We start from the raw sequence: 20,861 nt of genomic DNA on the forward strand, positions 1-20,861 counted from the left end.
GCATCTCGCGCCCGACATTGCCGGTCGCCCCCACCACGACTACGCGGTAGCCCATGTCATACTCCAGTCTTTGGTTTGACTGGCGATCTAATGCTTGAGAAGGGGAAAAGGAAGCGCAGCGCCTTATGAGTGGGCTCCGCCGTGAAAGGGAGAACCCGGCGGAGCCCAAACTCGGGAAGCTGCCCCCCAGCTCTCGAGTCCCCGCCTTTCTACCTGCGCCCGTTGATCCAGGTTATTCATCCAGCCGCTAAATCGCCTATCACTTTCGATAGGCAACAAAAAAGGCGGCGATCCGGAGATGCCGCCTTTCTTGTTTCAATGAAGCCGAGGCTCAGCCTTCGGCGGTTTCCGTCTCGGGCGTAGCGACGGGCGCTTCGGCCTGGGCTTCGGAGCCCTGGCGAACATCGCGGCGCTCGGCGATCCGAGCGGCCTTACCGGTGCGGCCACGGAGATAGTAGAGCTTGGCGCGGCGAACGACGCCGCGGCGGACCACCTCAATGCTGTCAATGTTCGGGCTGTAAAGCGGGAAGACGCGCTCGACGCCCTCGCCGAACGAAATCTTGCGGACGGTGAAGCTGCTGCCGAGGCCCTTGTTAGCGCGGGCGATGCAGACGCCTTCGTAATTCTGAACGCGGGTGCGGTCCCCTTCGACGACGCGGACGCCGACGCGGAGGGTGTCGCCCGGGCGGAATTCCGGGATCGACTTGGACGACTTGAACTGCTCGATGGCCTCGGCCTCGAGGGTCTGGATGAGGTTCATTTCCTTTAACCTTCGTCTTCGCGCTGCGCGCCAGAGGGCGACCGCCTTCGTGCGCCCCCGTGGCGCTCGATCAGGTCCGGCCGCCTTGACCGTGTATCTGCCTCCGCCATTTGCTTACGCCAGGCGGCGATCTTCGCATGATCCCCCGATCGCAGCACTTCAGGGATCCTGCGCCCTTCCCATTCATAAGGTCGGGTATAATGAGGGTATTCGAGGAGGCCCGCTTCGAAGCTTTCCTCCTCACCGCTCGAAGGCGCGCCCATTACGCCAGGAAGCAGGCGAACGCAAGCGTCGAGAAGCGCGATTGCCGCGGTTTCTCCGCCCGATAGCACATAGTCGCCAATTGAGACTGGACGAATGGGCCGCGCCTCGAACAGCCGCTCGTCGATCCCCTCGAAGCGGCCGCAAAGAATGGAGATGCCGGGGCCGGAAGCGATTTCGCGCACGAGGCCTTGGGTCAGCGGCTCCCCACGCGGCGTCATGGCGAGCATCGGTGCGTCGCGCTGGCGCTCCAGAACAAGGTCGACCGCAGAGGCAAGCACGTCCGCCCGCATTACCATTCCAGCGCCGCCGCCTGCCGGCGTGTCGTCGACAGAGCGGTGCTTGTCGGTGGCAAAATCGCGGATCTGCACCGCCTCCAGCGACCAGATGCCGTCAGCCAGCGCCCGCCCGGCGAGGCTTTGGCCGAGCGGCCCCGGAAACATCTCGGGGTAAAGCGTCAGTACGGTCGCCGCGAAGGCCATGGAGATTAGGCCATCCGACCAGTGCGGAGCGCGACTGCCCAGTCCAGGCGGCCATTCTGTTCCGCCCGTCGGGCGGCGCTCTCATGATCATATGCCACTTCTACGAATTCGATCTCTCCTTGATCGACATGGGCATAGCGGACGCTGGGCGAACCGCTCTCCATGACGTGAGGGACCGGGAGATCGTCCGCATAGGCGGGCAGTCCCGCGCTTCCAGGATTGGCGATGGTCCGGCCGTCGGGGAGCCGGACAAGGCGAGGCAAATGGGTATGGCCGCAAAGGATCAGGCGCTCGGTTCGGCCGCCGCTTCGTTCGACGACCTCCGCCTCGGTGGCCTGCCGAACCCCTTCCTGATCGACATGCTCCAAGAAATATTCGACATCCCGCCTCGGTGAGCCATGGCAGAGGAAAATGCCGTTCTCGAGCTCCAGCGTCTCAGGCTGTTGTCCAAGCCATTCGAGATGGCTGTCCGAAAGCACCCCAATCGTGTGTCGGTCCGAAAGGTTCATACGCTCCTTAGGCAGCGTCAGGAGTTGACGCTCGTGATTGCCACGGATGGTCGTCCAGTTGCGCGCCATCAGATAATCGGCGGTTTCCGCCGGCCAAAGCGGTCCGGACAGACTGTCGCCCAAGTTCACAAAGTGCGTGCAGCCCGCCGCCTCCGCGCTCCAGACAACTGCCTCAAGCGCCGGTAAATTGCCGTGAATATCCGACACAACAGCTAATTTCACGGCGCGGCGACGCTAAGGCGGAGGGCCTGGATGGTGGCGGGATTGGTGGGCGCGAGGAGGAGGTTGCCGTTGAGGCGGCCGTGCTCGCACCGCCATTGGAAGGTGCCGGCGAGCGCGCCTGTCGCGTTAATCGGCGCGCTGATGTCACAGGCGCCGACCTCGGACTTCAGCCGCGCCAGCTCCTTCGCCCAATTCTCCACCGAGCGGTCCATCAGGAAGTTCATCGCGAGGCTCTTTTCCGAGCCCGCCACCGTTCCTGCCCGATAGATGGAGCCTGCCGCCGCGTAGCTGGCCGCGAGCGAGGGCGCGACGGGCAGCTTGCGGCCCAACAAGGCCCCTGCCCGCTGCAGCGCGACGGCCGCGTCCCAGGCAGCGCCGGAGCCGCCATTATAGGTGCGGTTGCTGAAGACGAAGATGCCGACATTGTGGTCGGGCATGAGCATCATGTGCGAGCCGTAGCCCGGATAGCCGCCGCCATGGCTCAAGGTGAGGCCGAGCTCGCAATCGGCTGCGGCGATGAGGCCCATGCCGTAGGTCGCCGCTTGCCGGCAGGCCTCGGCGCCGCTGCGGCCGAAACGCTGGCGCAGCTGGGGATAATTGGAGCCCTGAGCCATTTCGCGGACGGTGGCGCGGCGGACCGGTCCCCTGTCCGGATCGTCACGGGCCGGCCAGGCGGAGAGCAGGAAGGCGATCCATTTGGCATAATCGTTGGCGCTGGTCTGGACGCCGCCCATCGCACCGAACACGCCGTGGCGCATGGTCGGCTCCTCGCTCCAGGCATTATTCTCCCAGCGATAGCCGATCGCCCGCCGCTCGATGGGCCAGTCGCGCACTTCGTAGCCGGTGCTCGTCATGCCGAGAGGCCGCTGGATGGTGCGGCTGATATATTGGTCGTAGGGAAGGCCGGAGACGTTGGTGATGATGCGGCCGAGCAGCGCATAGCCGAAATTCGAGTATTCGAACGCCGTGCCCGGCGCGCGGGTGAAAGGCACGCCTTCCTTCAGCATGCGCGTAAACTCGGCTTCGCTGATCACCTGCTGGCGGTCGCCCCAGGGATCGTCGGTAACGAAGCCGCCATTGTGCGTGAGGAGGTCGCGAACGCGGATGCGCGGCGAATCCGCGGTCGGATAGCGCCAGCCCTTCAGCTCCGGCACATAGGTTTCGGCGAGCGCATCCAGCGAAAGCTTGCCCTCGTCCCGCAGCTTCAGGATCGCGAGGGCGGTGAAGGCCTTCGACATGGAAGCGATGCGGAACAGGCTGTCGGGCGTAACAGGGCGCCGGGCGATTAGGTCTTGAACGCCGAGGCTTTTCACATGGACGAGGCGGCCGTCGGCGACGATGCCGTAGACGAGACCAGGCGCATGGCTGTCCAGCTGGAAATCCGCGAAAATGCGGTCGATCTGTGGGACCGCCGCGACAATCCTCTCAGGTGCAGGCTGGGCGGCAGACGCGATCGGCGTGAAGGCCAAGGTGGCCGCACAAATCAGCTTCAGAAATTTCATTGCTCTCCCTCTCGTCCCGCTTCTTAACCGGCTACGCAGGCTTGTGCCAGCGAGCCGGAACCAAGGGGCAGGCGCCGCGCTGAGCGGCCATGGACGAAATGGATTATGACTGCCTGGTGATCGGCGGCGGGCCCGCGGGGCTGACTGCGGCGATCTACCTGACCCGCTTTCACCTGAGGCTGAAGGTGGTGGATGCGGGGAAGAGCCGGGCGAGCTGGATTCCCTGCACCCACAATCATGCGGGCTTTCCGGGCGGTATTTCGGGCAAGGAGCTGCTGCAGCGGATGCGGGAGCAGGCGCAGATGTACGGCGCTTCGATCGAAACGGCGCGGGTGACGCGGCTCGACCGGATCGAAGGTGGGTTCCAGGCGGAATGGGGCGGCGGCTGCGTGACGGCGAAGACGGTGCTGCTCGCGACCGGAGTCACCAACCGGCGCCCGCCGATGGACGAGGATCTGCACGATGAGGCGCTTTCGAAGGGTCTCATCCGCTATTGCCCGATCTGCGACGGCTACGAGGTCACGGACAAGCGCGTGGGCGTGATCGGCAGCGGCAGCCACGGCGTCGCCGAGGCCGTATTCCTTCGCGGCTTTACTGAGGACATCACCCTCATCGCGCCTGACAAGGCGCACGACCTCGCGCTCGAGGATCAAGAGAAATTGCGGCAGTTCGGCATTACGTGCGTGGACGGCCCCGCCCATGCGGTTGCCGCCACCGAAGCATGCATCACCATCGACACCGTGGAAGGCCATTATACCTTCGACAGCGTTTATCCGGCGCTCGGCTCCGACACCCATACCGAGCTTGCCGAACAGGTGGGCGCGGTTATTTCCGATACCACCGAATGCGTGGTGGTTGACGACCATCAACGGACCAGCGTCCCGGGCTTCTACGCGGCGGGCGACGTGGTGATCGGCCTCGACCAGATCAGCCATGCCATGGGCGAAGGCGGCGTCGCCGCGACGACTATTCGAAACGACCTCGCCAAGGAGCGGCCGATCGTCCGCGAGGCGCTGCAGAAGAACGTCGGCTAACGTTCACTCGTCAGGCCGGACTTGATCCGGCATCCAGCTTCTTGTCGGGATTCTGAGAAGAAAAGCTGGACCCCGGATCAAGTCTGGGGCGACGCTGAGGTTCAGGCGAGGAAGACGGGGTCCACGGTGATCTTGCCGCCCTGAAGGTCGGCGATGCCGTCGCGGAACGGCACCATAGTGCGCTTCCCATCCGGCTTCTCGATTTCGAGGATGTCGCCCGCACCGAAATTTTCGACTGCGACGACTGTGCCGAGCGCCTCGCCTTCCGCGCTTTCGCAACGGAGGCCAATCAGGTCGGCGTGATAATATTCGCCCTCCTCAAGCGGAGGCAGAGCGGAGCGCGGGACCGTCAGCAGCTGGCCGCGGAGGCCTTCAGCCGAGGTGCGGTCGTTTATCTCGGCGAAGCGGGCGATGGGCGTGCCGCCGCCCGCCTTCACGGACTTCAGCGTTAGAGTGCGTTCGCCGACCTGCACCGTCTGATGACGCTGCAGGCTTTCGGCGCTCTCAGCGAACAGTTTCAGGCGAACCTCGCCGCCGATGCCATGGGCACCTGTGATGGCGGCGAGGGTAACCTGTTGTTCGGGCAATTAGCCCTCGGCCTTTTCCGCACCTTCGGCGGGAGCGGCGTCTTCGGCGCCCTCGGCCGGCTCGTCGGTGGACTCGCCCTTGTTGGCAGCCTCGTCGGCCGGAGTCGCTTCGCCCTCGCCGCCTTCGGCAGCGGCTTCGGAAGCCTCTTCAGCAGCAGGCGCTTCCTCGGCAGGAGCGGCAGCTTCCTCGGCAGCCGGCGCTTCTTCAGCCGCAGGCGCTTCGTCGGCGGCCGGAGCGGCTTCCTCAACGGCGTCCGCAGCAACCTCTACGGTCTCTTCCTCAGCCGCAGGCTCTTCAGCCGGCGCGGCAGCGGCTTCGGCAGCCTCGGCCTCGCGGGTCGCACGCTCCTCGGCGCGCTCCTTGGCCTTCTCGCCCGGCTCACCCTTCTTGGGATTGTTGCGGGTGGGGCGCTCCATCAGGCCGGCCTGATCGAAGAAGCGGAGCACGCGGTCCGATGGCTGGGCGCCGACCGACAGCCAATGCTTCGCGCGCTCGGTGTCGAGCTTAACGCGCTCGGCGCTGTCCTTGGGGAGCAGCGGATTGTAGCTGCCGATACGCTCGATGAACTTGCCGTCGCGCGAATTGCGGGAGTCGGTGACGACGATCTTGTAATAAGGACGCTTCTTCGCGCCGCCGCGAGCGAGCCTGATTGCAACTGCCATTTTCTTCTTCCTTTCTGAAACTTACACTTATTTCTTGATAAACTTGTCGAAGCCGGGCGGGAGGTTGAACGGCTGCCCGCCGCCACCCGCGCCCGGCAGTCCCGGGAGCCCCGCGGGAGGGGCCGCGCCGCCTCCGCCGAGCATGCCTCCAAGGCCGCCGGCACCGCCGCCGCCAAAAAGCGAGCCAAGCTTTCCAAGCCCGCCCATCTTTTTGATCTTCTTCATGGCCGTAGCCATTTCCTGATGCATCTTGAGGAGGCGGTTCACGTCCTGAACGGTCGTGCCGGAGCCGTTGGCGACACGGATCTTCCGCTTGGCGTTCATCAGCTCGGGCTTCGATCGCTCCTTCGGCGTCATCGAGCCGATCATCGCGTCCATGCGAAGGAGGATGCGGTTGTCCATGCCGGACTGATCCATCGCATTCTGGATCTTCTTCATGCCCGGAAGCATGCCGGCGAGCGCGCCGAGGCCGCCCATCCGCTGCATTTGCTGAAGCTGGTTGCGGAGGTCGTTCAGGTCGAACTGACCCTTCGCCATCTTCTTGGCGAGCGCTTCGGCCTCTTCGACCTTGATCGTTTCCTGGGCGCGTTCAACGAGGGAGACAACGTCGCCCATGCCGAGGATGCGGCCGGCGACGCGTTCGGGATGAAAGCCTTCGAGCTTGTCGATGCCTTCGCCGACGCCCGCGAACTTGATCGGCTTCCCCGTGACCGCGCGCATCGACAAAGCCGCGCCGCCGCGGGCATCGCCGTCCATGCGGGTGAGGACGACGCCGGTGAGGTCCACCTGGTCGGAGAAGCTCTTGGCAACGTTGACCGCGTCCTGGCCGGTCAGCGCGTCGACGACGAGCAGGATTTCCTGCGGCCGCGACACTTCGGCCACCGCCTTCATCTCGTCCATCAGCGCCTGATCGACGTGGAGACGACCCGCTGTGTCGAGGAGGAGAACGTCGAAGCCCTGGAGCTTCGCCGACTGGAGCGCGCGCCGGGCGATATCGACCGGCTGCTGGCCCTGAACGATCGGAAGCGTCGCGACTTCGGCCTGCGTGCCGAGAACCGCAAGCTGCTCCTGCGCCGCCGGACGGTTGACGTCGAGCGAGGCCATCATGACTTTCTTGCGGCCGCCCCCTGCCTTGCCGTCGCTCAGGCGCTTGGCCAGCTTGGCGGTGGTGGTGGTCTTACCGGAGCCCTGAAGGCCAACCATCATTACGATTGCGGGCGGCGTCACGTCGACGTTGAGCTCGGATTCGTCAGCGCCGAGCATCTCCACGAGCGTGTCGTGCACGATCTTCACGACCTGCTGACCCGGCGTGATCGACTTCAGCACCTGCTGGCCGACCGCCTTCTCAGTCGCCTTGTCGACGAACTCGCGCACCACGGGCAGCGCGACGTCGGCCTCGAGCAGAGCGATCCGGACCTCGCGCATCGCGCCGCGCACGTCGGCTTCGTTGAGCGCGCCGCGCCCGCGCAGGCGGTCGAATACGCCGCTCAGCCGGTCGCTGAGGCTCTCGAACATGTGCTACTCCAGTCCTTCGCTCATGGCCGCAACGCAAAACACGCCGGCGGGCGAAACCTCGCCGGCCAGCGTGCGTCCTTGGACGCGCCCAAAACTCTATCCCGTTGAAAGGATCGGCGCCCGATACAGGGAGGGAACCTTAAGGTCAAGGTAAGAGCCGTTTAACGCGATTTTCATTCCGCCCGCATTAGCAATGCACCAGAATGTTGAAGCGGTCTCCATTGAACAGCGGCACAGGCGCAGCGCGAAAGGGCAGCCGCGACCTCCTGTTCATCAGTATCGGCCTCTCGGCGCTGGTGATCTTCGCCGGCATCGGCGACACGCTCTTCCACCTCATAGACCAGAGGCTTGGCGAGATCGGCGCCAATCATAGCAGCCTGATCGTCAGCCTTCTGATCCTCAACCTGGGTGTCACTTTGTTCGGCTGGCGGCGCTACCGCTCCGCTCTTCGCGAGGTGGAGGATCTGACGGAATCCGAGAAGCGCGCTGAGGCGCTCGCCGCCGCCGACCCGCTGACCGGTTTCCTCAATCGCCGCTCGCTTTCGGAGGCTGCCGACGCCCTGCTCGTCGCCGCGCCGCAGAAGCGGCAGGCGGTGGCCATGCTCATCGTCGACATCGATGGCTTCAAGACCGTCAACGACCTTCACGGTCACCTGACCGGCGACAATCTCCTCCGCATGACGGCCGAGGTGATGCAGAAGCACCTTCCTGCAGGGGCCGCCGCCGCTCGATTGGGCGGCGACCAATTCGCCGCGGCTTTCGCCTTCGACCCGAACGACCGCGCCTTCGTGGAGGCTGTGGCGGCGAATATCGTCGACCGGCTCGGCAAGCCGTTCGATCTCGCCGGGGTCCATACCCATGTCAGCGCATCGGCCGGCATCGCCCGTTCCGACGTCGATTGTGCTTCGGTCGACGCGCTTATCCGCCGCGCCGACATCGCCATGTATTCGGCGAAGCGCCAGGGGCGCGGACGCCACGCCTGGTTCGACGCGTCGATGCAGCGTGAGCTTCAAAGCCGGAACGCGACCGAAGCCGGGCTCCGCAAAGGCATACCGGCAGGCGAGTTCGTGCCCTATTTCGAGCAGCAGATCGAGCTTCTGACCGGCGAGCTGAAGGGCTTCGAAATGCTCGCCCGCTGGCAGCATCCGGAGCGGGGGTTGGTGCTTCCCGACGAGTTCATTTCCGTGGCCGAGGAATGCAACCTCATCGGCGACCTTTCGATGTCGGTGATGCGGCAGGCGATGGAGGAAGCCCGCAACTGGGACAGTGAGCTGACGCTTTCGGTCAACATCTCGCCCAACCAGTTCAAGGACCCGTGGCTGGCGCAGAAGATCGCCAAGCTGCTTGCGGAGACGGGCTTTCCAGCGGAGCGGCTGGAAGTCGAGATCACCGAAAGCTCGCTGTTCGAAAATCTCGGCCTCGCCCAGGCGATCGTGTCGAGCCTCAAGAACCAGGGCATTCGGCTTGCGCTCGACGATTTTGGCACCGGCTATTCGAGCCTTGCGCACCTCCGTGCTCTGCCATTCGACAGGATCAAGATCGACAGAAGCTTCGTTCGCTCGATCAACGACAATGCGGAAAGCGCGGCGGTGGTGACCGCGATCACGCGCCTTGCTGACAGCCTCAACCTCGCCGTTACGGCGGAGGGCGTCGAAGATGAGGGGATCGAGGCGCGGCTACGTTCGATCGGTGCCTATTGTGGCCAGGGCTGGATATTCGGAAAGCCGATGCAGGTGGAGGAAGTGCGGACGCTCCTCGCCGGCAAGGGTCTCCTCCCGGCCGCTCGTATGCCGGCACCCAAGAAGAAGCTTCGCGCCGCCCGCTGAAGCCCAGCCTCAGCGGAGGTGGACTTGAACCGCGCCGCTCCTTAGATCGCCGCCATGGCGCGCCGCTTCCATAAAATGCACGGCCTCGGCAACGACTTCGTCATCTTCGACGCTCGCGACGAGCCTCTGGAGATGGACGCCGCGCGCGCCCGCGCCATCGCCGACCGGAAGGCCGGCGTTGGCTGCGACCAACTGATCCTGATCGAGCCGTCGGAGACTGCGGACGTCCGCATGCGCATCTTCAATTCGGACGGCGGCGAAGTCGAAGCTTGCGGCAATGCTTCACGCTGCGTCTCTTTGCTCATCGGCGGCGGCAGCATCGAAACGTTGGGCGGCATCATCACGGGCACAGCCAACGGTTCGTCGGCCACCGTCGACATGGGCGAGCCGCGCTTTGGCTGGGACGAAATCCCCCTCGCCTACCCCATGGATACCAGCGCGATGCCGGTCGGTTGGGAGGAGCTTCAGAACCCCGTTGCCGTCAATGTCGGCAATCCGCACGTCGTGTTTTTCGTGGAGGACGGTAGCGGGATCGACCTTGGCCGGCTGGGTCCGCTGATCGAGAACGATCCGCTTTTCCCGGAGCGGGTGAACGTCAACCTTGCCGAAATCCGCGTCGGCGGGATGAATGTCGACGGCGTTCGCCTGCCGGGCATCGACCTTCGCGTCTGGGAACGGGGCGTCGGGCTGACGCAGGCCTGCGGAACGGGCGCCTGCGCGACGGCAGTGGCGGCGATGAAGCGCTGGAACATGGGTCCAGCCATCGGCGTGAGCCTGCCCGGCGGCACGCTGAAGATCGAATGGCAACCCGGCGAGGCGATCCGCATGAGCGGTCCCGCCGCCCATGTCTTCACCGGCGAGATCGAGCTGTGAGCGGGCCTAAAGTCATCACCATGGGCTGCCGTCTCAATGCCGCGGAGAGCGAGGCCATGCGCCTGATCGCGGGCAATCGGGACGACCTCATCATCGTCAACAGCTGCGCCGTCACCAATGAAGCCGTGCGCCAGGCCCGACAGGCGATCCGGCGGGCGAAGCGGGAAAGGCCTGATGCCAGCATCGTCGTCACCGGTTGCGCGGCGCAGGTGGAGCCTGAGACCTTCGCCTCCATGCCCGAAGTGGCGCGGGTGCTCGGGAACCGGGAGAAGTTTGAGGCTTCGAACTTCCTTAGCGACGTTGGCGAGGTCCGCGTCTCCGACATAATGGCTGTGCGGGAGACGGCGCCGCATCTCGCCGCCAGCTTTTCGGACCGCTCGCGCGCGTTCGTCGAGGTGCAGAATGGCTGCGACCATCGCTGCACTTTCTGCATCATCCCGTATGGCCGCGGGAACAGCCGCTCGGTGCCTGCCGGGCTGGTGATCGACAAGATCAAGGCGCTGGCATCGGAAGGCTGCCAAGAGGTCGTCCTAACGGGCGTCGATGTTACCAGCTACGGTCCGGACCTGCCGGGCAGCCCCACCCTCGGACAATTGATCGAGCGTATCCTTCGCCATGTGCCCGAGCTTCCGCGCCTTCGCCTCTCCTCATTGGACAGCGTCGAGATAGACGACCGGCTGGAGGAGGTCATAACGGCTGAGCCGCGCTTCATGCCGCACCTTCACATGAGCTTTCAGGCCGGCGACGACATGATCCTTAAGCGCATGAAGCGCCGTCACAGCCGCACCCAGGCGGTCGAGACCGTGCAGCGGCTCAAGGCCAAGCGGCCGGACCTGGCGATCGGCGCAGACATTATCGCCGGCTTTCCCACGGAGACCGAAGAGATGGCCGAGAACAGCCTGAAGCTGATTGACGATTGCGACATAGTCCTGGGGCACATCTTTCCTTATAGCCCCAAGAAGGGCACCCCTGCCGCCAGGATGCCGCAGGTGCCGCACGCAGCCATTAAGGAGCGCGCCTGCCGCCTTCGCGAGGCGACGGCGCGCCGGAAGACGCTGTGGCTGAAAAGCCTGATCGGCACCCGCCAGAAAGTGCTGGTGGAGAAAGGCGGGCTCGGCCATGCGGAGAATTTCGCGCCCATTCGAATGCGGGGGGAAGCAGGAAAGATCGTGGAGGCAAGGATCGTGGCATCCGAAGGCGGAGTGCTGATTGGAGAGCCGGTTTGAGCGAACAAAGCTGGCTCGAGCGCCTGCGCGGGGGCTTCAGGAAAACGTCGGATCGGCTGGGGGACAATCTCACCGGCCTGTTCACCAAATCCGCGCTCGATGAGAACACGCTGGACGAGATCGAGGAGGCGCTGATCGCGTCGGACCTCGGCCCTTCCACAGCCGCCAAGGTGCGCACGCGGCTTGCAAACGAACGGTTCGAACGCGGCCTGACCGAAGCTGGTGTTCGCGAGATCGTCGCCGAGGAACTCGCCAAAATTCTCGCTCCAGTGGCGAAGCCGCTGGAGATCGACGCTTTTCCGCGGCCGCAGGTGATCCTCGTGGTTGGCGTCAACGGCTCCGGCAAGACCACCACCATCGCCAAGCTCGCCAACCTGTTCCTGGAACAGGATTACGGCGTCCTGCTCGCCGCCGGCGACACATTCCGCGCCGCCGCCATCGGGCAGCTCAAGATTTGGGCGGAGCGGATCGGCGTTCCCATCATCACCGGACCCGAGCGCGGGGATCCGTCCGCGGTCGTGTTCGACGGCGTCAAGAAGGCGACTGCGGAAGGCATCGACGTGCTGATCGTCGATACGGCAGGCCGGCTCCAGAACAAGAAGGAGCTGATGGACGAGCTTGCCAAAATCCGGCGCGTGCTCGGCCGGCTCAATCCGGAAGCGCCCCACAATGTGGTGCTGGTGCTCGACGCCACCACGGGCCAGAATGCATTGAGCCAGATTGAGGTGTTCAAGGAAGTGTCAGGCGTGACAGGTGTCGTTATGACGAAGCTGGACGGCACAGCGCGGGGCGGCGTGCTGGTGGCCGCGGCAGAGCAATATGGGCTACCCATCCACGCGATCGGCGTGGGAGAGCGGATCGACGACCTTCGGCCGTTCGACCCCAACCAAGTCGCCAGAGCCATTGCAGGTGCAGGAGAGTGAGCGTGGAAGCGGCGAAAAAGGCGGAGCCGGGGCCGGGCGCCCGTCTAGCGATCGATCTGGGCCCGCTCCTCATCTTCTTCGGCGTGAACGCCTGGTTCGACGACGTCATCCTAGCGACCGGCGCCTTCATGGTGGCGATGGTCGCGTCAATGGCGGTGTCGCAGCTGAAGTACCGGCATATCTCGCCGATGCTATGGTTTTCGGCCGTGATGGTGGTGGTGCTCGGCGGCATCACGATCTGGCTGCACGACGAGACCTTCATCAAGATCAAGCCGACCATCTATTATACGACGGTGGCGGCGCTGCTGCTGTTCGGCATGGCGACGAAGCGCAACCTCCTGAAGACCGTGCTCGGCAGCGCCTATCCCGGACTGTCTGAAAAAGGCTGGCAGATACTGACCCGCAATTGGGCGATCTTCTTCATCGTCATGGCCTGCGTGAACGAGGCGGTGTGGCGGACCACGAGCACCGATTTCTGGGTCGGCTTCAAACTTTGGGGCTTCCTTCCCGCCACTTTCCTCTTCGCGCTCGCCCACATCCCGATGCTGGTGCGGCACGGTATGGAACTGGAGCAGGGGAAGGAAGAACCGCCCGTGCCGCCTTCCCAGTGACTGCCAAAATCCGGCCCCCTGAAAGGAACCTCACCTGCTCTGAACCGCTTACCTTCCGTAACGTCGTTTAACTGGGGTAACGAGTGGCGCTGCTTTCCAATCCTTTCCGAAAGAACAAAGCGTTCGGGCGGATCAGGCACGCGCCTGCGGTGAATTTCGAACGCGGTCAGAAGGCGGAGCAAGCCATCGAGCGCGGCAAGTATCTCGAATGCGGAACACGGGACGACGGGGCGCTCGTCATGTCGCTGGCGACCGATCCGCCGCTCGTCGTCGTAGCCCGCCTCGAGAGTGGTGAGGGCGCCAAACCGGACCTCACCATCCTTGCGGTCGTCGAAGTGAAGGGCAGTTCGGCAGCGCGCTAGCCGGGCTGGTTCGCCCTCTCCTCACCGCGGCCGTCGAGGTTCTCGGCTACGAACTCCCAGTTGACGATGTTGCCGAGCACCTTCTCGGCGAAGTCCGGGCGGGCGTTCCTATAGTCGATATAATAAGCATGCTCCCACACATCGAGCGTGAGCAGCGGCCTCATGTCCTCGTGAGCGACTGGCGTATCCGCATCGTGAAGCGAAGTGATCCTGAGCGCGTCGCGGTCCAGCACCAGCCAGGCCCAGCCGTTGGAGAAATGGCCGACAGCCTCCTCCTTCAGCTTCGCGAGCAGCTGCTCGGTCGAGCCAAAAGCCTCGTTGATCATCCGCGCGAGCTTGCCGGTCGGCCGTTGCGCTTCCGGCGGGGCAAGGCACTGCCAGTAGAAGCTGTGATTCCAATGCTGCGCACTGTTGTTGAACAGGGGCTGGTCGCCGCGCTCTCGGGCTGCGCGGATCACCTCTACCAGCGAGGCGCCGGCAAGCCCCTTCTCCCCGGCAAGGGCGTTGGTCTTGTCGACATAGGCCTTGTGATGCTTGCCGTGATGGAAGCTCAAGGTTTCGGCGGACATGAATTGGCCGAGCGCACCCTGCCCGTAAGGCAGCTCAGGTAGTGTGAATGGCAATGTGGAACCCTCCTGCGCATGAAACGCGCAGGAAGGCCCAGGTTTCAGCCGTGAAGAACTATTTCTGGTTCACACGGAAGCGGGAGAGGTCCTGCTTCGGTGCGTCCCACTTCGGCGCATTCTCGCTCGCCTTTTTGTAGTCCAGATAGGCTGAGCGGATGTTGCCCAGCTCCTCGTTGGCAACGCCCCGCCCGTAATAAGCGAGGGCTGGCCGTTGCGTGTTCTTCTGCAGTGCCACACTGAACAGAGGCAACGCTCCCTGCGCATTGCCAACTTTTATGAGAGCCGCACCCTTGTTGAGGTAAGCCTCCGCCTGATTGGGGTCGAGCGCGATGGCCTTGTCGAAATCGCGCACACTCCCGTCGATATCCCCACGTCGGAGGAGCAGGATGCCCCGATTAACATGCGTGGCGACAAGGTCGTGTGGTGCCAGCGGCTCACCGGAAATAGCTTCATCGCACGCGGCAAGTTGCTCGCGGGTGGGCATGCTGAGGGAATCGGCTGCCATGAAGCAGCTTTTCGCGGCGCTATTGCCTAAGGATAGAACGCTTGCCGCGGCGGGAGCGGCGATCATGATGCCCGCTGAGAACAAGAAGAATTTTCCGAACGTCATAGCTCAGTACCTCCTGTCCGCTCTGTCTACTCCCTTTTTGGCTCCGATGCCATGATGTCGTGGCGCTTCAGCGCGTGACGCAACTGGTCGTAGCTCAGCTGTAGCGCGGCCGCAGCAGCCCTTTGATTCCAGCGGCATTTTTCGAGCGCGGCGGCCAAGATTGCTTTTTCATATTCGGCGATTGCCAAGCGGAAGTCGGCGCAGCCGGCAGGGTCAAAACGACTCGGGGACACAGAGGAGATCTGGAGGGGAGCTTCGCCCAACTCCTCAATCCTCTGCTCCGAGATCGGTCGCCAAGGGGATTCGAAAGGGTCGAATTGGATCGCGTCGATGGGCAGCGAGGGGTCGGGCCAGCGGTAGACTGCCCGTTCGACCACATTGCGCAATTCGCGCACATTGCCCGGCCAGTCGTAGGAGAGGAGGCGATTGGCGGCGGCGCTGCTGAAGCCGGGCCAGCTCGGCCATTCGAGCTCTAGGGCCATGCGGCGGGCGAAATGGTCGGCGAGGATGGGGATGTCGCTGGTCCGGTGCCGGAGCGGCGGCAGGGTGACCACTTCGAACGAGAGACGGTCGAGAAGGTCGGCGCGGAAGCGGCCCTGCTCGACGAGTGCGGGCAGATGCTCGTTGGTCGCGGCGACGATGCGGACATCAACCTTGGTCGGGCGGCTGGCGCCGATCCGTGTCACTTCGCCATACTCGACGGCGCGAAGGAGGCGGTCCTGCGCGGGCGAGGAAAGCGTGGCAAGCTCGTCGAGGAAGAGCGTGCCGCCGTCCGCTTCCTCGAACCGCCCCGCCCGCGATTTGGCGGCGCCAGTGAAGGAGCCGGCCTCATGGCCGAACAGCTCCGCCTCGATCAGGGTCTCCGGGAGGGCCGCGCAGTTCATCACGACGAGCGGGCCGTCCCAGCGGGAGGAGAGGTGATGGAGGCGCTCGGCGATCAGTTCCTTGCCTGTGCCGCGCTCGCCAATGACGAGCACGGGCCGGTCGAGCGGCGCGGCGCGGCTGGCGCGCTCCACCGCGTCCAGAAAGGAGGATGACTGTCCAACGAGCTGGGTGGTTCGCTCCATCACCAACTTTTGGGACTATTTCCCACGTCTTGGCAAGCTACAGATGGGTGTAAATGCTCGCATTTCAGCAGTTTTCCTCAGTTTTCCGCCACTGCCGAAGTTTGGCATGCTCCCTGCTATAGTTAGGACAAGCCGCCTGAGCGGGCGGGCAAAAGTCAGGGAGACTGTCATGTTCAACTTCGATCGCACTGATCTTCAGCGCTTCGCCGTCGCGGCGGTCGGCGCCCTCATCCTCACCGGAACTGCCGTCGGCGCCGCAGTCGGCCCGGCCCGCGCCGTCGAAAAGGCGCCTGCCCAGTTCGCCCATTTCGTGGCAGCGAGCGAGGCACGTGGCTGATCCGGAAATCTTCGGCCCGTTGGACGACATTCCTCCTCGTCCCACCGGCGCCCCAAGAGGCCCCCGTCCCGTGGGAACTGCAGTCCCGCGCGCGGCGGATTTCATTCGTACCACCAAGGAGTTCCTACCCATGGGTATCTTTTCGCGGACGCGCGATATCATTGCCGCCAATTTCACAGACCTTCTCGACAAGGCCGAAGACCCGGCCAAGATGATCCGGATGATCATCATGGAGATGGAGGAGACGCTGGTAGAGGTTCGCGCCTCCGCCGCGCGTACCATCGCCGATCAGAAGGAAATGCGCCGGCAGATCGGCAAGCTCGAGAAGCTTCAGGAAAGCTGGACCGAAAAGGCCGAGCTCGCCCTTTCCAAGGACCGCGAGGACCTAGCCAAGGCGGCGCTGGTCGAGAAGCAGAAAGCGGGCGACATGGCCGAAAGCCTCAAGGCCGAAGTAGCGGTGCTGGACGATGCGCTCCGTGCGTCGGAGGCCGACATCGCCAAGCTTCAGGCGAAGCTCCGCGAAGCCCGCACGCGTCAGAACGCGATCGTCAGCCGCCTCGAGAGCGCGCACAACCGGGCGCGGATGCGGGAGATGTATGCCGGCACCAAGGTGGACGAAGCCTTCTCTCGCTTCGACATCCTGGAGCGGCGAGTAGATTTTGCCGAAGGCCGCGCGGATGCGCTGAGCCTCGGTTCACCGGCGAAGACGCTGGAAGAGGAAATCGCCGAGCTTCAGGCCTCCGACCAAGTCGAAGCCGAACTGGAAGCGCTGAAGGCCAAGCGCGCCGGCAATCAGAGCCAGGAGGGCTGACAAGATGGAAGAAGTGCTGATCCCGCTGATCGTCGTTCCGACGCTCTTTATTGCCCTCCCCTGGCTGATCTTCCACTACGTGACGAAGTGGAAGAGCCAGGCGACGCTGACGGCCGAGGACGAAAACCTGCTCGACGAGCTTCATGAGACTGCGCGCCGCCTCGACGAAAGGCTCTGCTCGATCGAGCGGATCATGACCGCGGAAAATCCCGGCTGGCGGCAGGTCGCCTGCGATCCGGCAAGCATCGGCATCGAGGACCAGCTTCAGTCGCTGAAGAGGATCAAGCAATGACCGAACCGCGCCGCACGAAATTCTATCGCGACAAACAGAACGGCAAGTGGCTCGGCGTCTGCTCCGGTATCGCCGATTATACCGGCATCGATGCGACCATAATCCGCATCGGCATGGTGCTCGCCACGGTCATGGGTTCGGGCGCACCGATCCTGGTCTATATCGCCGCAGGCATGATCGCGCCGGTGAAGCCGCGCGAGCTCGACTATCAGCGGCCTGAGGACGCCAAATTCTGGCAGGGCGTCCGCGCTTCGCCGCGGCGGACAGTGCGGGACGTGCGCTCCAAATTCCGCGACATCGACCGGCGTCTTGCCGACGTTGAGACTTACGTGACGAGCTCCAACAGCCGCTTGTCGCAGGAAATTGAAAAGCTGCGCTAAGGGGAAACAGACTATGGGTTTTCCGTTCGAGACATTCGCGCCCGTGATTGCGATGATCGGCATTCTCGCCGTCGGCGGGTGGATCTTCACGACCTGGCTCCGCATCAAGCATGGTTATCCGCTGGACGGCGCCTGGGGGCAGGCCGTCTATCCCAAGACTAGCAGCGAGACGATGGAGCGGGTGAAGCTGCTCACCGCCGAAAACGCGCAGCTGAAGGCCGAGCTTGGCTCGATCAAGGACCGCCTCGCCACGGTCGAGCGGATCGTGACCGACGACAGCCATCGCCTGACGCAGGAGATCGAAAGCCTGCGCCTGCCGAAAAACTAACGAAATACCAGAAGGGAATAGGGGATGAATCCGTTTGAAATGGTGGTGATCATTGTGGCGATCACCGCAATTGCCAGCATCTACAGGGCGAAGCACGGCATCCGCCGCGACCGCCGAGGCAATGAATATCAGGTCGACAATGCCGAGAATGAGCGGCTTCGCCATGAGGTGAAGGAGCTTAAGGAGCGGCTTGCGGTGCTTGAGCGGATCACGGTCGAGAAGGAAAACTCCCTCGCCCGGGAGATCGAGCAGCTAAGGGACCGCTGAGGGAGCGGCCGATGGACCCGGCGCTTCTTGCCCTGGCCGTCGCCACAGTCTTAGGGCTCGGCATCGCAGCTGCCGCGGCGCTCAAAGGCTGGCGGGGATGGCTCGAGCTGAAGCAGCTCGAGCTGATGAACCGCCCCGCCGGCGCCCCCTCCTCCCTCTCCCGCGTGGAAATATTCGAGCTGAAGGAGCGTATCCGCCGCCTCGAAGCGATTGCGAACGGTAGCGAGCAATAGCCAAACCCGTCTATGGGGCGGCCATGACTCTCCCCAATCTTGCCGATATCGAAGCCGATTACGAGCTTCTTGAGCCGGACGACCGCTACCGGCTGCTCATCGACCTCGGCCGTGCGCTCGAGCCGATGCCGGATGCGCTGAAGACGGACGCGACGCTTGTCCGCGGCTGCTCGGCCTCCGTCTGGGTCTATCCGACTGAGCTAGACGGCAAGCTCCACTTCCTTGCCGACAGCAACGCTGCCATCACCAAGGGCATCATCGCGCTCGTGCTGACGGCGGTGCAGGACAAAAGCGCGGAGGAGATCCTTGCTACCGATATCGAGGCTGCTTTGGAGCCTTTCGACCTTCGCAATCAGCTAAGCTCGAACCGCACGCAGGGCATTCCGAACATGATCGCCTTGATCAGGGCGACGGCGGAACGCCTCAAGTGACCGCCCGCCCCGATCTCAGCAAGATGGAGGGCTTCGATCCGGAGCTGTTCACCTCCTATGCGAGCCAGGTCGGACATGGCGGCGCGCTCGGCATCTCTTACGTCGGCCATGGCGAGGATTGGGTCGAGCTGGGGCTCGACTATCAGGATAAGCTGATCGGGGTGACGAGGACCGGCGTGATCGCTTCCGGCCCCATCATCAGCCTGATGGACATGGCGCTCAGCATGGCGATCTGGGTGAAACTCAACCGATTTCGGCACCAAGCGACGCTGGACATGCGCGTCGATTATCTCCGCGCGGCGACGCCCGGGCGAAAGATCGTCGGACGCGGCGAATGCTATGCGGTGACGAAAAGCGTCGGCTTCGTCCGCGGCCACGCCCATGACGGCGACCCGGCCGATCCGGTGGCCCACGTGGCAGCCACCTTCATGTTCACGAAGAGCTGGGGTTAGACGGCCGTCCGCCGCTCCTCGGCGCGTTTCAGAACGTCATAAGCCGCCTGCACCGCCTGGAAGCGCTGGGCGGCTTCCTTGTCGTCGGGCTTCACGTCCGGGTGATTGGCCTTAGCGAGGCGGCGGTAGGCAGTCTTGATCTCGTCGAATTCGGCGTCGCCTTCGAGTTCAAGCACGTCGAGCGCGCGCATTTCGTCGCGGCTCCTGCTGCCGTCGCCGGGGCCGCACCAGCCATAATGCTGCGCCTGCTTGAAGCCGCCCGCATCGCGCCGCTCGCCCGCCTCGCGCGCGGCTGCGTCCTCGGCTGAGAGGCCCTCGAAATAATTCCAGTTCTTATTGTATTCGGCGGCGTGCGTTTCGCAGAAGTACCAGCGTTCGGGGCTGTTTGGCGATTTGGGGGCCGGACGGTCGCCCGGTTCGTTACAGCCGTGGCGGTCGCAAAGGCGCACCTGCTTGGTAGCGCGCTCGCTGCCATAGCCCCGCCAGCGCGGAAAACCCCAATCATTAGAACGCGTCTGCTTCGCCATCGTGAGCCCAGATAGAGTGCCGATAGAGCCGCGGCTAGGCGGCGGAGAAGAAAAAGCCAGAGGGTCTGTAAGCCGGGTTCTGTCCAGCGGATCGCTCCGCTTGGACGGCCATTCATCTGGGAGACGGATCGCTCCGCCCCTCAAGCAACCAACCCGGGCCGCAGGCCGGAACTAGCCATGCGCAGCCCCTAGTCGGTCTTGCTCCCGGTGGGGTTGACCGTGCCGCCTTCCGTTGCCGGAGGCGCGGTGCGCTCTTACCGCACCCTTTCGACCTTACCGTGCCGAAGCGCGGCGGTTTGCTTTCTGTTGCACTGTCCCTGGGGTCGCCCCCGCCGGGCGTTACCCGGCACCGTCGTTCCGTGGAGCCCGGACTTTCCTCGGCAATCAAGCCGCGGCCGTCCAACCCTCTGGCTCGGCCTATCTAGTCGTCGCCCTGCGGTTTGGGAAGAAGGAGCGCCAGAAGGATCGCCCGGCATTCACCGTCGATCTCGCCGTCGATCAGTTCGGGGCGGAACCGGCGCTGGAAGGCGACTACGGCGGCAAGCGGGTCTGAAACGTCGTAGCCGAACCGCTCGAGCGCCAACAGGAAACCACTGTCGGTCCAGTTCGGGTCCATCAGATTCTTGGTCGGGCGCGGCAGAGCGAGCCTGAGCTTCGCAAGCGTCCCCCAGGGGAAATATTCGCCCGGATCCTGCTTGCGGGCCGGAGCGACATCCGAATGACCGACGATGTTGCCGCGGGTGATGCCGTGCCGTTCCTTGATGTCGGCGAGGAGCGGGATCAGCGCGTCGATCTGCGCATCGGGAAAGGGGCGGTAGCCGAATTCGTGGCCGGGATTCACGATTTCGATGCCGATGCTGCAGGCATTCACGCCGTGGATGCCGCGCCAGTACGACTTGCCCGCGTGCCAGGCCCGCTTCTCCTCAGGCACCATGCGGAGAATGCTGCCGTCCTCGTCTACCAGATAATGGCAGGATACCTTCGCTTCGGGGTCGCAGAGCCGCTCGATCGCGCCGTCCGCGTCCGGCATGCCGGTATAATGGAGCACGATCATGGAGACCGGCTGGTCCCGATCGTCGCAATTCAGAGAAGGCCGGTCGATGAAATCCATCACCTCCCTTTGCGCTCTAAAACGGCCGCCGCG

General features: G+C 64.0%; 27 protein-coding genes, 1 other RNA gene and 1 pseudogene. 16 read left to right on the plus strand and 13 right to left on the minus strand.

From position 1 onward, the window contains the following. Positions 1 to 331: 331 nt before the first annotated feature. Genes rplS through VGD10_RS11685 form a run of 4 tightly spaced genes read right to left on the minus strand, consistent with a single transcriptional unit; the run spans position 332 to position 3,736 of the window. Positions 332 to 760: a 50S ribosomal protein L19 gene (gene rplS / locus VGD10_RS11670; RefSeq protein WP_331040995.1), complete on the minus strand. Its 429-nt coding sequence runs from the start codon at positions 758 to 760 to the stop codon at positions 332 to 334. Between the two features lie 5 nt (positions 761 to 765). Further along, on the minus strand, positions 766 to 1,503 hold the full coding sequence (trmD, locus tag VGD10_RS11675; protein WP_331040996.1) for a tRNA (guanosine(37)-N1)-methyltransferase TrmD: 738 nt from the start codon (positions 1,501 to 1,503) through the stop codon (positions 766 to 768). A gap of 5 nt (positions 1,504 to 1,508) precedes the next feature. Then, the gene (locus VGD10_RS11680) at positions 1,509 to 2,234 is read right to left on the minus strand and encodes a metallophosphoesterase family protein (RefSeq protein WP_331040997.1); all 726 of its coding nucleotides are present in this window, start codon (positions 2,232 to 2,234) and stop codon (positions 1,509 to 1,511) included. Then, positions 2,231 to 3,736: a serine hydrolase domain-containing protein gene (locus VGD10_RS11685; protein WP_331040998.1), complete on the minus strand. Its 1,506-nt coding sequence runs from the start codon at positions 3,734 to 3,736 to the stop codon at positions 2,231 to 2,233. Before VGD10_RS11685 ends, VGD10_RS11680 begins: the two co-directional genes overlap by 4 nt. 89 nt (positions 3,737 to 3,825) lie before the next feature. On the opposite strand from VGD10_RS11685, the gene VGD10_RS11690 reads away from it, so the two are divergent. Continuing rightward, positions 3,826 to 4,770, plus strand: coding sequence for an NAD(P)/FAD-dependent oxidoreductase (locus tag VGD10_RS11690; protein ID WP_414639529.1), 945 nt, complete (start codon positions 3,826 to 3,828; stop codon positions 4,768 to 4,770). 101 nt (positions 4,771 to 4,871) lie between these two features. Here VGD10_RS11690 and rimM read toward each other — a convergent pair whose 3' ends face one another. From rimM to ffh, 3 genes and pseudogenes are all read right to left on the minus strand, one after another. Continuing rightward, complete coding sequence (rimM, locus tag VGD10_RS11695) at positions 4,872 to 5,357, minus strand: ribosome maturation factor RimM (RefSeq protein WP_331040999.1); 486 nt, start codon at positions 5,355 to 5,357, stop codon at positions 4,872 to 4,874. Between the two features lie 210 nt (positions 5,358 to 5,567). Beyond that, positions 5,568 to 6,020: pseudogene (gene rpsP / locus VGD10_RS11700) on the minus strand (30S ribosomal protein S16); the annotation flags it as partial. 27 nt (positions 6,021 to 6,047) lie between these two features. Then, positions 6,048 to 7,535 carry a signal recognition particle protein gene (ffh, locus tag VGD10_RS11705; protein WP_331041000.1) on the minus strand — a complete coding sequence of 496 codons (1,488 nt, stop codon included), beginning with the start codon at positions 7,533 to 7,535 and terminating at the stop codon, positions 6,048 to 6,050. Positions 7,536 to 7,738: 203 nt separating this feature from the next. Here ffh and VGD10_RS11710 point away from each other — a divergent pair, with 203 nt between their 5' ends. The 6 genes from VGD10_RS11710 (at position 7,739) to VGD10_RS11735 (ending at position 13,356) form a co-directional block, all read left to right on the plus strand. Next, positions 7,739 to 9,361: a putative bifunctional diguanylate cyclase/phosphodiesterase gene (locus tag VGD10_RS11710; protein ID WP_331041001.1), complete on the plus strand. Its 1,623-nt coding sequence runs from the start codon at positions 7,739 to 7,741 to the stop codon at positions 9,359 to 9,361. 54 nt (positions 9,362 to 9,415) lie between these two features. Beyond that, positions 9,416 to 10,234, plus strand: coding sequence for a diaminopimelate epimerase (gene dapF, locus VGD10_RS11715; protein ID WP_331041002.1), 819 nt, complete (start codon positions 9,416 to 9,418; stop codon positions 10,232 to 10,234). Then, positions 10,231 to 11,460: a tRNA (N(6)-L-threonylcarbamoyladenosine(37)-C(2))-methylthiotransferase MtaB gene (mtaB, locus tag VGD10_RS11720; protein ID WP_331041003.1), complete on the plus strand. Its 1,230-nt coding sequence runs from the start codon at positions 10,231 to 10,233 to the stop codon at positions 11,458 to 11,460. The genes dapF and mtaB overlap by 4 nt, the downstream gene beginning before the upstream one ends. Then, a complete protein-coding gene (gene ftsY, locus VGD10_RS11725) occupies positions 11,457 to 12,383 on the plus strand; it encodes a signal recognition particle-docking protein FtsY (protein WP_331041004.1) in 927 nt (308 codons plus the stop codon). Before mtaB ends, ftsY begins: the two co-directional genes overlap by 4 nt. A gap of 2 nt (positions 12,384 to 12,385) precedes the next feature. After that, a complete protein-coding gene (locus VGD10_RS11730; RefSeq protein ID WP_331041005.1) occupies positions 12,386 to 12,994 on the plus strand; it encodes a septation protein A in 609 nt (202 codons plus the stop codon). An 83-nt stretch (positions 12,995 to 13,077) separates the two neighbouring features. Then, positions 13,078 to 13,356, plus strand: coding sequence for a hypothetical protein (locus VGD10_RS11735; protein WP_331041006.1), 279 nt, complete (start codon positions 13,078 to 13,080; stop codon positions 13,354 to 13,356). On the opposite strand, the gene VGD10_RS11740 is transcribed toward VGD10_RS11735, so the two are convergent. The 3 genes from VGD10_RS11740 to pspF all read right to left on the minus strand — a co-directional run bounded on the left by VGD10_RS11740 (position 13,353) and on the right by pspF (position 15,659). Further along, a complete protein-coding gene (locus VGD10_RS11740; RefSeq protein ID WP_331041007.1) occupies positions 13,353 to 13,979 on the minus strand; it encodes a superoxide dismutase in 627 nt (208 codons plus the stop codon). The genes VGD10_RS11735 and VGD10_RS11740 overlap by 4 nt on opposite strands. Positions 13,980 to 14,037: 58 nt before the next feature. Then, on the minus strand, positions 14,038 to 14,553 hold the full coding sequence (locus VGD10_RS11745; RefSeq protein WP_331041008.1) for a tetratricopeptide repeat protein: 516 nt from the start codon (positions 14,551 to 14,553) through the stop codon (positions 14,038 to 14,040). Between the two features lie 65 nt (positions 14,554 to 14,618). Continuing rightward, positions 14,619 to 15,659, minus strand: coding sequence for a phage shock protein operon transcriptional activator (gene pspF, locus VGD10_RS11750; protein WP_331041009.1), 1,041 nt, complete (start codon positions 15,657 to 15,659; stop codon positions 14,619 to 14,621). 169 nt (positions 15,660 to 15,828) lie between these two features. Here pspF and VGD10_RS11755 point away from each other — a divergent pair, with 169 nt between their 5' ends. The 9 genes from VGD10_RS11755 to VGD10_RS11795 all read left to right on the plus strand — a co-directional run bounded on the left by VGD10_RS11755 (position 15,829) and on the right by VGD10_RS11795 (position 19,190). Continuing rightward, complete coding sequence (locus VGD10_RS11755; RefSeq protein WP_331041010.1) at positions 15,829 to 15,996, plus strand: hypothetical protein; 168 nt, start codon at positions 15,829 to 15,831, stop codon at positions 15,994 to 15,996. 130 nt (positions 15,997 to 16,126) lie between these two features. Continuing rightward, positions 16,127 to 16,807 carry a phage shock protein PspA gene (pspA, locus tag VGD10_RS11760; RefSeq protein WP_331041011.1) on the plus strand — a complete coding sequence of 227 codons (681 nt, stop codon included), beginning with the start codon at positions 16,127 to 16,129 and terminating at the stop codon, positions 16,805 to 16,807. Positions 16,808 to 16,811: 4 nt separating this feature from the next. Next, positions 16,812 to 17,099 carry an envelope stress response membrane protein PspB gene (gene pspB / locus VGD10_RS11765; RefSeq protein WP_331041012.1) on the plus strand — a complete coding sequence of 96 codons (288 nt, stop codon included), beginning with the start codon at positions 16,812 to 16,814 and terminating at the stop codon, positions 17,097 to 17,099. Further along, the gene (gene pspC, locus VGD10_RS11770) at positions 17,096 to 17,479 is read left to right on the plus strand and encodes an envelope stress response membrane protein PspC (RefSeq protein WP_331041013.1); all 384 of its coding nucleotides are present in this window, start codon (positions 17,096 to 17,098) and stop codon (positions 17,477 to 17,479) included. Before pspB ends, pspC begins: the two co-directional genes overlap by 4 nt. 13 nt (positions 17,480 to 17,492) lie before the next feature. Beyond that, positions 17,493 to 17,807 (plus strand): hypothetical protein, encoded by a 315-nt coding sequence (locus VGD10_RS11775; protein WP_331041014.1) that lies wholly within the window; start codon positions 17,493 to 17,495, stop codon positions 17,805 to 17,807. Between the two features lie 24 nt (positions 17,808 to 17,831). Further along, positions 17,832 to 18,074, plus strand: coding sequence for a hypothetical protein (locus VGD10_RS11780; RefSeq protein ID WP_331041015.1), 243 nt, complete (start codon positions 17,832 to 17,834; stop codon positions 18,072 to 18,074). 11 nt (positions 18,075 to 18,085) lie between these two features. Then, positions 18,086 to 18,307, plus strand: a complete 222-nt coding sequence (locus tag VGD10_RS11785) for a hypothetical protein (RefSeq protein ID WP_331041016.1) — start codon at positions 18,086 to 18,088, stop codon at positions 18,305 to 18,307. Between the two features lie 23 nt (positions 18,308 to 18,330). Further along, positions 18,331 to 18,738, plus strand: coding sequence for a SufE family protein (locus VGD10_RS11790; RefSeq protein WP_331041017.1), 408 nt, complete (start codon positions 18,331 to 18,333; stop codon positions 18,736 to 18,738). Positions 18,739 to 18,761: 23 nt separating this feature from the next. Beyond that, positions 18,762 to 19,190: a PaaI family thioesterase gene (locus tag VGD10_RS11795; RefSeq protein ID WP_331041083.1), complete on the plus strand. Its 429-nt coding sequence runs from the start codon at positions 18,762 to 18,764 to the stop codon at positions 19,188 to 19,190. Here the strand turns inward: VGD10_RS11795 and VGD10_RS11800 are convergent. The 3 genes from VGD10_RS11800 to VGD10_RS11810 form a co-directional block, all read right to left on the minus strand. Next, positions 19,187 to 19,717 (minus strand): J domain-containing protein, encoded by a 531-nt coding sequence (locus tag VGD10_RS11800; protein ID WP_331041018.1) that lies wholly within the window; start codon positions 19,715 to 19,717, stop codon positions 19,187 to 19,189. The genes VGD10_RS11795 and VGD10_RS11800 overlap by 4 nt on opposite strands. 52 nt (positions 19,718 to 19,769) lie before the next feature. Next, positions 19,770 to 20,128: RNase P RNA component class A (gene rnpB, locus VGD10_RS11805), an RNA gene on the minus strand. 10 nt (positions 20,129 to 20,138) lie between these two features. Beyond that, positions 20,139 to 20,828 carry an N-acetylmuramoyl-L-alanine amidase gene (locus VGD10_RS11810; protein ID WP_331041019.1) on the minus strand — a complete coding sequence of 230 codons (690 nt, stop codon included), beginning with the start codon at positions 20,826 to 20,828 and terminating at the stop codon, positions 20,139 to 20,141. Between the last annotated feature and the right edge of the window lie 33 nt (positions 20,829 to 20,861).

Source organism: Allosphingosinicella sp. (genome assembly GCF_036402135.1).
Taxonomy (GTDB): domain Bacteria; phylum Pseudomonadota; class Alphaproteobacteria; order Sphingomonadales; family Sphingomonadaceae; genus Allosphingosinicella.